This is a genomic window from Anaerovorax odorimutans (assembly GCF_024459955.1).
Taxonomy (GTDB): domain Bacteria; phylum Bacillota; class Clostridia; order Peptostreptococcales; family Anaerovoracaceae; genus Hominibacterium; species Hominibacterium odorimutans_A.
In genome coordinates this window covers 249,809-263,483 of record NZ_JANFXK010000001.1, presented here as the reverse complement: position 1 = coordinate 263,483, position 13,675 = coordinate 249,809, and the positions used below count along the sequence as shown (strand labels likewise).

Annotated in this window: 7 protein-coding genes; 5 read left to right on the top strand and 2 right to left on the bottom strand. The window is 47.5% G+C overall.

Annotation, left to right across the window (positions count from 1 at the left end):
• Nucleotides 1–292 precede the first annotated feature (292 nt).
• On the top strand, nucleotides 293–4,504 hold the full coding sequence (locus NE619_RS01195) for an Ig-like domain-containing protein (protein ID WP_256130528.1): 4,212 nt from the start codon (nucleotides 293–295) through the stop codon (nucleotides 4,502–4,504).
• A gap of 64 nt (nucleotides 4,505–4,568) precedes the next feature.
• Nucleotides 4,569–6,977 (top strand): fibronectin type III domain-containing protein, encoded by a 2,409-nt coding sequence (locus NE619_RS01190; protein ID WP_256130527.1) that lies wholly within the window; start codon nucleotides 4,569–4,571, stop codon nucleotides 6,975–6,977.
• Between the two features lie 351 nt (nucleotides 6,978–7,328).
• Here NE619_RS01190 and NE619_RS01185 read toward each other — a convergent pair whose 3' ends face one another.
• Both NE619_RS01185 and NE619_RS01180 read right to left on the bottom strand, forming a co-directional pair.
• Complete coding sequence (locus NE619_RS01185; protein ID WP_256130526.1) at nucleotides 7,329–8,009, bottom strand: hypothetical protein; 681 nt, start codon at nucleotides 8,007–8,009, stop codon at nucleotides 7,329–7,331.
• A gap of 79 nt (nucleotides 8,010–8,088) precedes the next feature.
• Entirely contained in the window at nucleotides 8,089–8,346 is a 258-nt protein-coding gene (locus NE619_RS01180) for a hypothetical protein (RefSeq protein ID WP_256130525.1), read from the bottom strand.
• Between the two features lie 1,176 nt (nucleotides 8,347–9,522).
• Between NE619_RS01180 and NE619_RS01175 the strand changes: the two genes are divergently transcribed.
• From NE619_RS01175 to NE619_RS01165, 3 genes are all read left to right on the top strand, one after another.
• Nucleotides 9,523–11,595 carry an efflux RND transporter permease subunit gene (locus NE619_RS01175; RefSeq protein ID WP_256130524.1) on the top strand — a complete coding sequence of 691 codons (2,073 nt, stop codon included), beginning with the start codon at nucleotides 9,523–9,525 and terminating at the stop codon, nucleotides 11,593–11,595.
• A complete protein-coding gene (locus tag NE619_RS01170) occupies nucleotides 11,588–13,237 on the top strand; it encodes a hypothetical protein (protein ID WP_256130523.1) in 1,650 nt (549 codons plus the stop codon). The genes NE619_RS01175 and NE619_RS01170 overlap by 8 nt, the downstream gene beginning before the upstream one ends.
• Nucleotides 13,238–13,328: 91 nt before the next feature.
• A complete protein-coding gene (locus NE619_RS01165) occupies nucleotides 13,329–13,601 on the top strand; it encodes a hypothetical protein (protein ID WP_256130522.1) in 273 nt (90 codons plus the stop codon).
• The last annotated feature ends 74 nt before the right edge of the window (nucleotides 13,602–13,675 follow it).

Sequence of the window (13,675 nt, the reverse complement as noted above, 5' to 3'; positions counted from 1 at the left end):
GTGGGGGGGGGGTAGTATAAATATACGAATAGGGGACTTACGGGCTGTAGAGAAACAATAAAATCAGGCACAATAATGACAGCCAAAAAAGTGTGCGACAGATAAAAGAAAAAATTTTGAAACATTTTCCGAACCGGATTCTCAGAAATCGTTTTGATGATGATTGCTTTTTTATGAAGTAAGGACGCTGTCAGATAGATGGCGTTTTTTTGTTCGGGCAGTATTCGGTGCAGGAAGCAGGAGCTGAGCCTGCAATACAGATTTAGCGAAAAATGAAATGGAGAACAGTGAGATGAAAGTGAAAGAACGTAATTATGGAAATCCTTTCTTAACGGTACTGGTGATTGTTCTGCTTGCTTTTGCCTTCCAGAGCGCCAGCGTGTTTGCGGAAGATATTGATGCAAGCAAGTTGTCGCCGGACGGGAGCGTAACCAGCTTTTCGAACCCTGGCGGGTGGAAGTACGATGAGGCGGAACACGCCTATATGGCGGATTTCGCTTCCGAGGAGTACAAAACGTTAAAGGCAACGATCGATGGGTCGGCTGTCCTCTCGTTTGAATATAAAGTGGAAAACGACGATGGTTCTGCTATGTTGGTAGTTTCTGATGAGTATTACTATGACACAGAGGGCCAGTTTAAGAAAGTCGTTATGTCAATCCCTGAGGGTCAAACAGAAATGGGATGGATGGCAGCGTATATTGGAGGCGGGACGGGAAAAGTCTACTTGAAAAACTTCTCATTGATCACCGGCCTCGCAGACATCACAGTCAGTAACGGAAAGACTTCCAACAAATACAGCTTTGAAGATATCAATGAAGAATATTTCCCCTCAAAGGGCAATGTTACATATACCGTGGAGACGAAACTGACGGATAAGCTGAGCGGCCTTAAGCTCTCCGCGAAGCTGGACGGCGATACAGTAAGCGCAGGGACAGAGGGAAAAATTGAGATTCCTATGACCGAAACCAGCACAGAACGCAAGCTGGAATTATCCATTGACAATAACGGTAAAACTTATACAAAAACAGTAACCATCACCCCGGCGCAGACCGAAAACGCAGGGGTTACAATCGAAGGCGACCCTCAGAAGGGGACGGTAACGGCCATATGCGACCAGGCACCTCTGAAAACAGATGGAACCGTCAACGAAATTACCAGAAAAAGCAGCGTGACAGTTAAAGCGACTCCCAATTCGGGTGTAGATTTTCTGGGATGGGTCGATGGGGAAGGCCGTTTCCTGTCAACCGACAAGGAGTATTCCTTTACCGTTGAAAAGAATATAAAGTTAAAAGCTGTTTTTAGCAAGAACGACTATGCGGCAAGAATTAACGGTGAATTCTATGCCTCGTTGAAGACAGCCCTTGATTCTGCCAAGGCGGGAGACACGGTTATTCTCACAGGAGATACGGCTCTGACGGAAAATACCGTTGTTCCAAAAGACGTATTCCTCTTACTGCCAACCGACGCAACGGATACGAAGGGGTATGCGGCTAGTGGTTACTGCCCGGACGGTACAAGTCTCGATTCGTCCACCGGTTTGGGAAAGAAGGCAACCCTGTATCATACCCTGACCATTGGTGAGAATGTTTCTCTGGACATCAATGGCAGCGTTCTTGTCAACGCAGTAGTAGGCCGCCCGCAAGGTGGGCATAATGATCAGGATATAACCGGCGGGTACTCCCAGATTAATCTACAGGGATCTATCAATGTTGAGGACGGTGGAATACTGGATGTATGCGGTTATGTAAAAGGAAAAGGAAAAATTCACGGAAAAGCCGGTAGCGAAATAAGGGATTTATTTGTTATAAGGCATTGGCGGGGAGGATCTCAGGCTCTTAAGATGTATTTGGCAAACGTTTTCCCGTTCACAGAATACGACTGCCACAACATTCAGGCTCCAACCAGAATCGATTATGGCGCTTCCCTTTTGGGGACTGTCAAAATGTACGCAAGCAGTACGTATAACTATACCCGTTTTCCTCAGATTGACGGCAACAATGGGATGTACCGCCTGAAAGATACAAGCAGCTACGCAATGAAAACTTATGAAAATGGAATAGAAAACATTAGCCTATACGGTGGCGGTACGTTTTCAAATTCCACATTGGATATCACTGGCTTGACGCTTTCTACCAAAAGCTATCTGTATCCAATCGACGGAGACTATCAATATGAATTAAACGATGGCGAATATATTTTTGACAATGATTATAAATTCATGCCGGGATCAAAAGTTACCGTTAGAGCTGACGCGAAGCTTACCATCCCGGAAAAGAAAAAAGTTGTCTTTTATGATAGCTTTGAGGATCCTACAAATATTTCTGGTACCCAGTATCCTCAGGACCGTACTCCGGCACAGCTGGTTCTTAACGGAACCCTCGATCTAAAGGGAACCCTGGCAGGACAGGTTCTCTGCGGCAAGGAATCTTTCGTCAGCAGAGAATGCAATGCCGGACTGACCCTGACGACAAAAGAAGCCAGTGGAGATCAAAAGGGAACGAAAACATATACCTTTAATTTGACATGGCTCGATGCGGGTGGGAAGCCGATGGAAGCTCCTGCGGCAAAACCTCATATTGGTGATTGGACATCGGATGCCCAGAATCATACCAGGGCCTGTCCGAAATGCGGAACCATTGAAACAGAAGCGCATCAATACGATTCGTGGAGCAGCACCGGCGATACACAGCACAAGCACGCTTGTACCGTTTGCGGATACGAAGAAACAGCGGATCATCAATGGGGAAAAGCAGTAGAAAACGCAGAGGAAACGGAACTGGTTTATACCTGTGAGGATTGCGGTGCGCAGAAGATTGAAAAACTGGTGACGGGTATCAGCCTGAACAAAAAAGTGGTTGAAATCGCAAAGGGCAACAAAGAGCTGCTGATCGCCAAGCTCGAACCGGAAGACGCGGCGGATAAGACAATAACTTGGTCGTCTTCCAATGAAGATGTGGCCACGGTTGATGAAAACGGCCTGGTAACGGCGAAAGATGCGGGAAACACAATGATAACCGCTAAGAGTAACAGCAAAGAACGGTTGGCAACCTGCGCAGTATCCGTAATGGAAGAACCGGGAGAATCGATTCCGGGAGCAGGGGAAAGCCCAACTGTAACCGTTCAGCCGCAGACCAATGAAGCGGGGACGCTGGATGCCGAACCGGTTATTCAGCTCATAGAGAAATCGGGAACGGACGAAACGGTTGTCATTTTGCTGGAACAAGAAGCCAGGGAAGAATTGCCGAGTGTCCCTGCGGAAGTCTTTGAAAAGGCGGCGGCAACAGAAGGCGCACCGATTGTCATACAGACGGTCACAAAAGAGGATGATAAAATTGCTGCTACCTTTGTCTTTGAACGTTCTGAAATAACCAAGCCGGACATTCCGGTAAAGACAGACATTTCCAAGACTCCAAAGACAAATGAGAAGGCATTGCTTGATGCATGCCTGCCGGATAAAGCGGCAAAGAAAACGTTGAATTTAAGCCACAGTGGTGATTTCCCGGGACCGGTGATGATTACCCTGGATGTCAGCGACACCTTTAAGGCGGGAAATATCGTTCATTTGTATTATCTCAATACGGAAAAGAATAACCTGACCCTTACAGCCGAGACGTTAACCGTTGACCCTAAAGGTCAGATTACCGTGAAATTGGCCCATGCTTCCAGCTATGTCGTGACAGACACGATATACAAAGGCAAGAACATAACGGGAATTACCCTGGATAAAAGCAAAGTCACCCTGGAAGCGGGGAAAAAGACACAGCTCCATGCGTCAGTACAGCCGGAGGACGCCGCCGATAAGACGGTCACTTGGAGTTCCTCCAAAGAAAAGGTTGCCAAAGTCAGTCAGAGCGGAGAAGTGACGGCCCTTACCCCGGGCAGCGCGGAAATCTACGGCAAAACCGCTGACGGAAGAACTGCCGTATGCAAAGTTGAAGTAAGACTGGCACAGACAGCAGGCTTGAAGGCAGTTTCGAAAGAATACGACAAAACCAGGCTGACCTGGAAGAAAACAGCGGGAGCAAAAGGCTACAAGATTTATCGAGCCGCTTCCAAAAACGGGAAATACAAGAAAATCAAAACAACCAAAGCAACCAATTACACAGACAAAAAACTGAAGACAGGAAAAACGTACTATTACAAAGTAAGGGCCTATGCCGACGCAAATGGAAAAACCACCCATGGCGCCTACACATCGGTCAAGAAAGTAAAAGTAATCCCGGCAGCGCCGAAGGGCGTCAAAGCGAAAGCGGGAAAGAACAGAAGCGTTAAGTTCACCTGGAACAAGGTGCAGGGGGCCAGCGGATACGAAATCTACAGATCCAAGGCCGATACGAAGCATTTCAAAAAGATCCGCACAGCCGGAAAAGCTTCAAAGAGCTATAAGAGCCAAAACCTGAGCAAGAAAACGAAGTATTACTACAAGGTGCGGGCTTACAGAAAAGTAGCCGGTAAGAAAGTATATAGCAAATATTCCAAGACCACAGCTGTGTTTGTAAAATGATGGCGAATCGCCGTCTTACAAAATATAACTTATCTCATTAACAATTTTAAAGAAGGAGTTTGTTATGAAGAAACAAGGCAAAACGAAAAAACTTTTGGCCTTCCTCCTGTCGCTGACGGTATTGTTTACCATGTCAGCGCCGGCGGTATGGGCCGAAACGTCAGATGACCCTACTGTTACGGGGACAGTTGACAAGGTAAATCTCTCCATTCAGTCGGGCAATGCGAGGGTATCCGCCGTTGTACGGGATGACTATTCCGCGTACTTGCAGATCACGAAGAATGCGACAGTAGACGCCGCCAATGCCACAATTAAGCTTACAATGAAAAATATCGAGAGCTTAGGTATGGGGAATATGGAAAAATCCCACGAAATATCCATTAATACAGGCGTGACTGGTCATGACAGTGTGCCCCTAGAAGGATTTATCGAACCGATTACAAATTTTAAAGATGCGAAAATATCGGGCAAGATTGATGGAAAAGAGTATTCCTATAAAATAGAGAATAAAACACAGCCGGACGACAGTGATTATTTAATCAAGGCAAGTACCAATACTGAGCAGACGAGAGCTGCATGGCAGTCTCTGGCTTCCCATGTGACAACAACTACTTATGCTGAGGACGACAGCTACATGATGATCCCGGCAAAGGCTTACATGCAGATTGGAAAAGAAAGACTGAGCTTTACTGATCCTGACGGTACACCATTGAAACTGGATGATACCAGTAATCTGGATCAAATGCAGAAGGATATCCGCAATCTTGTTGAACTGGATACAAATGCTCCAGCATTTAGTGATAGCAGACAGGCAGAGGCATATATTCCGGCGGGAACAATTCTGCGTGTTGGCGCAACGGAAGCAAGGCTCATGCAGGGTGCTACAATTGATCTGAGCGGACTGAATACAGAGACTTTAGCAGATGATACGCTCAGCGGTCTGCGCGATGCGGGAAATAATAGTGATATGATCAAAGCGCTGATCACCTTTGTCATGAACCCAATCAGCGCCGCAAGTGGACAGCAGGATATCAAATGTAACATCAGCTTTGACAAGGTAGATGTAGAAAAAACTGACGAAACAACAACGGTAAACGTAGATAAACCCGATCCAATGGAGTCTACAACCGTAGATACGATCAAGAACATCCTTGCCACAGCGGGAGCAGAAGAGACCGTAGAGGTTGTCGTTCCTCAGACCAAAGACGGCGAGGCTCCGGAAATTGATAAAGCGATTTTTGCCGCAGCAAAGGATTCCCAGGCAAAGACGCTGGTTATCAAGACAAAAGATGAAGAAAATGCGATTACCGCAACCTTCGTATTCAACACAGAAGAAATAGCGAATGACATCGCTGTTAATCCGGGAATCAAAGCCAGTGTAAAAGATGACTCACAGAAGCTGGCCGACGCAGCGCTGCCGGCAGGCACCAAGACAATGGGCATTACCCTGGCGCACAACGGAGATTTTCCGGCACCGGCCAATATCACATTGTCTGTTGACAAGAACAAGTTTAAGGCTGGAGATACCGTTTATCTGTATTACATCAATCCAAACACAAAGAAACTGGAACAGATCGGAGATAAGCCTCTGACCGTAAGCGACGAATATACAGTTACTTTCACTTTGGCTCACGCTTCCGAATATGTGATTACCAGCGCGGCTGTAAAGAACGCGGTGGATGTTTCCGGAATCACGCTCAACACAACGAAAACAAGTGTAAAGACAGGCAAAACCGTTGCTCTGAAAGCTACCATAACGCCTGCTGACGCGACAAACAAGACTGTAACCTGGACATCCTCCAACACGAAGGTAGCCACAGTAGACGCTAACGGCGTTGTAACCGGAAGAGCAGTTGGTTCTGCTACCATTACCGCCAAGACAGCCAATGGAAAGACCGCAGCCTGTGCAGTTTCCGTAAGCCTGTCCGCGCCGGAAAACGTAAAGGCAGCTTCCGCAAGTAATACCAGTGTTAAAGTTTCCTGGCAGAAGGCTGTAGGCGCACAGAAATATCAGGTATATCGTGCCACTTCCAAGAAGGGTAAGTTTAAGAAAGTCGCCACTACCTCCGGTGCCAGCTACACCAATAAAAAACTGACTACCGGCAAGACTTATTACTACAAAGTAAAAGCGATCGCAGGTTCATCGACCAGCGCGTACACAAAGGTTGTAAGCGCGAAACCGGTTCCGAAAGCTCCTACTAAGGTGAAGGCTAAGAAGGCCAGCAAGACCAGCATCAAGGTTTCCTGGAAGAAAGTCAGCAAGGCAAACGGATACAAAGTATACCGCGCCACTTCCCAGAAGGGTAAGTACAAGGCTGTAAAGACGATCACCAAAGGATCAACGACAAAATACACGAACAAAAAGCTGAAGAAAAACAAGACCTATTACTACAAAGTAAGAGCTTATCAGAAGGTAAAAGGTAAGAAGGTTTATGGAACCTATTCAAAGGTTGTAAAGGCAAGAACAAAATAAATGCCCGTTTGTTACATAATAAAACCTATTTATTACATGGTTGCGATGTAACAAAATAAAGGGCTGAAAAAACGGCTGAAACCCTTGACTTTACTGGAATTCAGCGTTAGTATAATAGTACAAACAAACTTTGAAATAAGAAATTCCTTACAATAATTACATGCACCAATAGGGCGGGCTTTGCGAATGCAAAGCTCGTTCTATTTTGTTTTAGGTGTTTTTCTTGTAGTCCCGGCGCAACAAAAAAGAGGAAAACGCTTGTGTAAACAAACTCATTCGCTTCCCTCTTTCAATCCGATCATCTATCCCATATGTTTCTGCCTGCCGTCTGCTGGAGAGCGGCAAGACCGGTTAATGGGCGGCGTAGGTATCGTAATATTTTTGTGCCTCCGCCGCATTTAACTGAAAATGCTTCCTTAGCTTCTTAACAACCTTTTGTTCAGAGAAACCTTCCTCGCAGAAGGCTGAAATAAATCCGGCAATGTCCTGTTCCCGGGCTTCTCCCCAAGTCTCCTTCCGGGCTTGTTCCCAGGCCTCTTCCCAAGCCTCTTTGCGTGCCAGTTCCCGTGCCTCTTCCACTTGGATTCGAATTATATCCTCATAAGTGATCTCGTCAAACATCATATTATACACCTCCTTACCGTGCCGCTGTAAAAACTTCCGCAGGATATTTTCCTTCATACACTCCCGAATCGCTTCTTTTACTGCTATGTCCCGATTTTTTCCATCTCGTTGTTTTGCGTGGATTCGCCCGATAAACTGGCTGTACTCCTTCAACGGCGGGCATCGATCCAGAATCGGATGCTCCTTTTCAATGTTGATATTGATGGCCAGCACTTCCAGTTCCACTGGAGTCTCTCCCTGGGCTGCCCGGAACGCATCGGAGAGCCGATACCGCTTTTCCCGAGGAAAATCTTCTTTTCCGTTGTACAAAAGATACAGCCGCGGAGTCGGAATTCGATACAAAGCCCGCTGGTATGCCTTACTGATGTCCAGAATCTGTTCATAGACTCTCGCCAGATACAGAAACATCCGTATCGGTGCGTTCCCGGTTATGCTGGATTGGTGCTCGATAATACTGAGATAGCACTCCTCCACGGAAAAAGAAAGGTCATTGCGCACGCACCTTGTTGAAAATAGCACCTTTCAGGGTGTTGATCCGAATATCCGATTTCTTTGTGTAATGCGTATCCTCCAGGGCGTTAAACAAACTCAGCAGATTTTCCTCATCATCAAAGAGCAGACGGAAGACACTGTCTTTAATGCTGCGATTTGAACTAAAAGTTTTAATACTTTCTCTTATTAGTTCTCCTTTTATTATAAAATTTTCTTCCTCTGAATGCAAGAAATATTGCGCAAAATGATCCATATCCCGATACTCCTTTTTATTTACCATTTTTATCCATTGTATAGCCCAATCAACAATATGTCAATAATTTCCAATGCAAAATTATGGGAGGCGGAGGATTATCTGCGGGCGCTATTCATCTGCAGAGGATTCTTTCATTTCCGTACCAGCCGGTTGTTGAAATTTTAGCAATACCTATTATAATAAAGTATAAGATACGCATCGTTCTGTGCCTTGCGGCAACACCGGCTCAACTGGTCAGGATCGTGTAACTTACGAACTGTCTGACAGGAAGATGGTCTGGCGCTTTTTGCTTTGAATTTTGGCAGGAGCGGATAAAATATGCAGGTTTGCGGGGTTTATGGATTTATTTTTGGGAAAGTTCCACTTGAGATTGACCACCAAGGACAAGAAACGTTGAAAAAAGGTCCGATTCCACCTATTTTTTTGGATAAAAGATCCGGAAATAATTTAGCGCGTTACAATGCGAAATCGGATAGACGTTTCTTCTTAGCCGAATGCAGTCCGAATGTAGTCCGAACGCAGCAGAGAGCGAAGAATGTTTTGGAATTTGCGACCAAATCTCAATTTTACCAGCAAATTCTGCGACCATTGCCCCTCAAAGAAGCACCATGGTCGCAGATTAAATTCGAAAAGGGCCGATTTGACGGCAGGCCCATAATCTGCCGCAATATGCGGTAACTTTTCGAAAAAATCCTGCAAAGTTACGCAAGGTTGTGGGATTGCGGGTGCTAGAAATTGTAAAAAATGACAATTTGTGCTGCCAATCTTTCTGAAGGCTGCAGGCTCGTTGAAAAGTGCGTAACTTTTCGAAAAAATTTGGATTAGTTACCGAAGGTGCTTGTTCCTGGCAGCAAGCGCAGGGAGCTGCGCCGTCAGCCATTTTGGAGGTCGCAGGCTCGTTGAAACATGAGGGGCACGAAAAAATGCCAAAAAGGCAAATCACTATTTTTATCAACACGCAGCGAAAAGTCAAGTCCTTGTTGAGCTTTTTTCAAGGCTACAGAGCATATGAACGCGGAAATTCGAGCAATATGCAGCGTTGAACAGAAACAGAGGCCGTAAACTTTGAAAAAACTTCAACAACAAAGCCGAAACGAACCCGTTGTTGAGGAACTAAGCGCATTATGATGTTCATCAGTTGAAACGAAATTTGTCAATATAAAGGAGAGGCCAATGGAACGATTTTTTCGGGCAATACTAAGTCATAAAAAGACCGTGGTGCTGATTTTTGCCGCGTGCGCTGTCCTGGGCGCGATTCTTTCCACAGGAGTAAAGGTGAATTATACCTTTGCCGACTATCTGCCGGAAGATACGCCCTCGACGATTGCCTTAAAGACGATGAACGAGGAATTTGGCAGCGGCGCGCCCAACGCCAGGCTGACTGTGCAGGACGTTTCAATTCCCGAAGCTCTGGCTTTGAAGAAAAAAATCGCGGAGATCGAAGGAGTCAGAGACATTGCCTGGCTCGACGACGCAGCGGATATCAACGGACCTTTGGAGTTGATCGAACAGAAGACACTGGACGAATACTATAAAGGAAGGAAGGCCTGCTTTACCCTGACCATTGCCTCCGATAAGATTTTGGAAACCTATAATCAGGTCCGCGAGGCAGCAGGCGAGGACGCGGCAATGGCCGGGGCGGCGGTCAATACGGCGGTAGCCACGGCGACGACAGGGATTGAAGTGGGAAAGATCATGATGCTGGTCATACCGCTGTGCTTTATCATTCTCTTGCTGACAACCACCTCCTGGTTTGAGCCGGTGCTGTTTATGGTGACCATTGGCATTGCGATCCTGATTAACCTGGGGACTAACCTGTTCTTTGGGGAAATCTCCTTTGTCACAAAAGCGGCGTGCAGTATCCTGCAGCTGGCGGTTTCCATGGACTATTCCATTTTCCTGCTGCACAGGTTCTCCGGTTACCGGGCGGAAGGCATGCCGGTTCAGGATGCCATGATAAAAGCCATACGCAAATCCTTTTTTACCATAGCGGCCAGCGGCCTGACCACGGTCATCGGTTTCGCGGCTCTGATCCTTATGGAATTCCGTATCGGACCGGATATGGGAACCGTCATGGCAAAAGCCATCGCCCTTTCCATGATCAGCGTTCTGGTCCTGCTTCCGGTGCTGGCGCTCATGAGCTACAGACTGATCGACAAGACGCAGCACAGGCCACTGATGCCAAAGTTTCAGGGATTCGCAAAATTTGTCAATAAGATACGGGTTCCGGCGCTGATCCTGTTTCTGCTGATAATGATACCGGCCTTTCTGGCCCAGAGCAGCAATGATTTTCGCTACGGCGCCGGCGAGATATTCCGGCAGGGAACGGAAACGTACGCGGAACGGGTTCAAGTGGAAAAGGATTTCGGCAGGGCCAATCAGCTGGTTATAATGGTGCCCAAAGGGGATACGGCAAAGGAAAAAGAGCTGAGCAACGATATTCACCAAATACCGCAGGTTACGGGCGTTCTCTCCTTCGTGGATGCCGCAGGACCGCAGGTGCCGCCCGCCTATCTGGATGAGAACACCCGCAGTAAATTGATCTCCGACCATTACAGCCGAATGGTCGTGACCGTCAGCACCAATCAGGAAAGCCGGGACGCTTTTACAGTCGTAGAAAAGCTGCGGCAGCTGGGCAAAAAGTATTACGGGAGCAAGTATCTTTTGGCAGGGGAAAGCGCCACCACCTACGATATGCGGGACGTGACAACCAGAGATATGGAGCGGGTCAACTTCATCGCCATTGGAGCGATTTTCCTGATTCTGCTGCTGACCATGCGCTCTGTCATCATCCCGGTGATTCTAGTATTGGTGATCGAGACGTCCATATGGATCAATTTGTCGGTTCCCTATTTTTCCGGTGAGCAGCTGCAGTACATCGCCTACCTGATTATCAGCGCCATTCAGCTGGGCGCCACGGTGGATTACGCTATTCTGATGGCCAGCAGATATATTGAGGAGCGTCAGCTGTATCCCAGGAAGCAAGCGGTCCTTCAGGCCGTGCAAAATACGGCTCTGTCCATTCTCACCTCCGCTTCCATCCTGACTTTAGGAGGGGGAATGCTGGGAGCCATCTCCACCAACGGCGTGTTGATCGAACTGGGCACTCTGGTAGCCCGCGGGGCCGTATTATCCGCAGCGCTGGTTCTGCTGGTTCTACCGGCGGTCCTGTATCTTTCGGATAATCTTATAAGCAGGCTGACTCTAAAAACGGATTTCGCGCAAGGGGGTAAAAAACATGCGTAAAAAATATGAAATTGATAAAAAAATAAAACGGTTTACAGCTGCGGCTTTGCTGTTTTCTCTGATGGCCCTGAGCGCGGTTCCGGCTTTTGCGGACCAAACGCCCAGCCAGAAGGATGAGGTTGTCTATGCGGATCTGGGCGCGGCAGGACAGCCTGAGCGCATCTACGTGGTTAACATTTTCGAAAATCAAAAATCCATTCTTGACTACGGAAACTATGAAAGCGTCCGCAACATGACCTCCGCGGATAAAATCCGTGAAAACGGCGATAAAGTCCTCATAGAGACCGATCAGGACATGCTTTACTACCAGGGGAATTTAAAGGAAGGAGAACTGCCGTGGAGCATAGGGCTGACCTACTGGCTGGACGGCAGGGAGACGGTTCCGCAGGATCTTGCCGGAAGCTCCGGGCAGTTGAAGCTGCAAATTACAGTTACTAAAAATCCCAAAGCAAAGAAAGATTTTTTCGACAATTACGCACTGCAGATCACAGCCGCCTTCGATACGGAAAAGTGCGGGAATATCCGCTGTGAAGGCGCGACAGAGGCCAATGCGGGCCGCAACAGACAGCTGACCTGGACGCTGCTTCCGGGAACGGAAAAGACACTCGAAGTTCAGGCCGCAGTGAAGAATTTTGAGATGGAAAGTCTGTCCTTTAACGGCGTCCGGCTGAATATGGACGCGGATGTTGACAGCGGGAAGCTGACCGACAAGTTTGAGCAGCTGTCAACAGCGGTCAGCGCCATCGACCGGGGAGCAAAGGGAGTCGCAAAGGGCACGGAGCAGGCGGACAGCGGAGCAAAAAAACTGAAAAAGGGAACCGGAGAACTGGACAAAAGCGTAGAGCAGCTTTCCAGGCAGACAAAACAGGTGGGGAAGCTGGGTACGGCTTCCTCTGAAATCAAAGGCGCCGTTGAAACGCTGGATCAGGGTATGGAAAAGGTTAAAGAGGGAATCAGCTATGACGCGTATAAGCAAGCCATGGCGCAGAACGGCCTGAATATTGATGAGCTGAAAAATCAAAACACACAGATGATGACCTTACTGGACCAGCTGAAGGCCCTGGCGGAGCAGCTGCCAGAACCGACGAAAACCCAGCTCCTTTCACAGATCAGCCAGGCAAAGAAATTGACCCAGGGAAATATCGCAGCCGCAGAAGGAACGGAACAATACCTCAACAAAGCAGCGGAAGGACTCTCGGAAACAGAGAAGGGGGCGGCGGCTTTAGCGGAAAAATACGGCGAATTTGACCGGAATATACAAAAGACCGTAAAGCAGCTGCAGGGACTGGACCTGTCTCAGATCAGCAAGCTCACCAAAGGCGCGGAAGATCTTGCCAAAGGAACAGGGAAAATGAAAAAAGGCAGCAGTGCTCTGGCCCAGGGAACAGATCAGCTAAGCAGCAAAACCTCCGATATGGGTCGGCAGGCGCAGGAGCAGATCGACGAGATGCTGCAGGGAATATCGGGAACCGACGCCGATACAGTGTCCTTTGTTTCCGAAAAGAATACTGACGTCCGCAGCGTTCAATTTGTAATAAAAAATGATCCCATAGAGATTCCGGAAAAAGAGCCGCCCGCCGAATCCTCCTCAGAAAAACTGAGCTGGTGGCAAAAGCTGCTGGCGCTGTTTGGCATCAAATAGACGTTTTCAAATAAAATTTCTTTTTTCATTGATAAATTTGCGGTAAAAGGCAAATAATAGTTTAAGAAAAAAAGAGAGGAGTGAAGACGTTTTGAAAAAAGCAAGAATCATATTAGCGATGCTGCTGGCTGTATCTGTATTTTCCTTTGCAGGCTGCGGCGACAGCAATAAAAGCGACAGTGGCGTAAACGATGGCACAACAGTGGAGCAGACAACGGATAAAGCGTCCGATGCCGGCGAAGATCTGAAGAATGACGCCGAGGATCTGGGCGACGATGTGAAAGACGGTGCTAAAGACATGGTCGATGGCACAGACAACACAGATGATGCGCAGAAAAGTACAACCAAAGAAACTACCAAATAGGTGGTTTGCTGAACGGTGAGCCAGCGTTTTTTCAGAAGGACGCTGGCTTTCCTGTAAAGGAACGGCAAGGGATG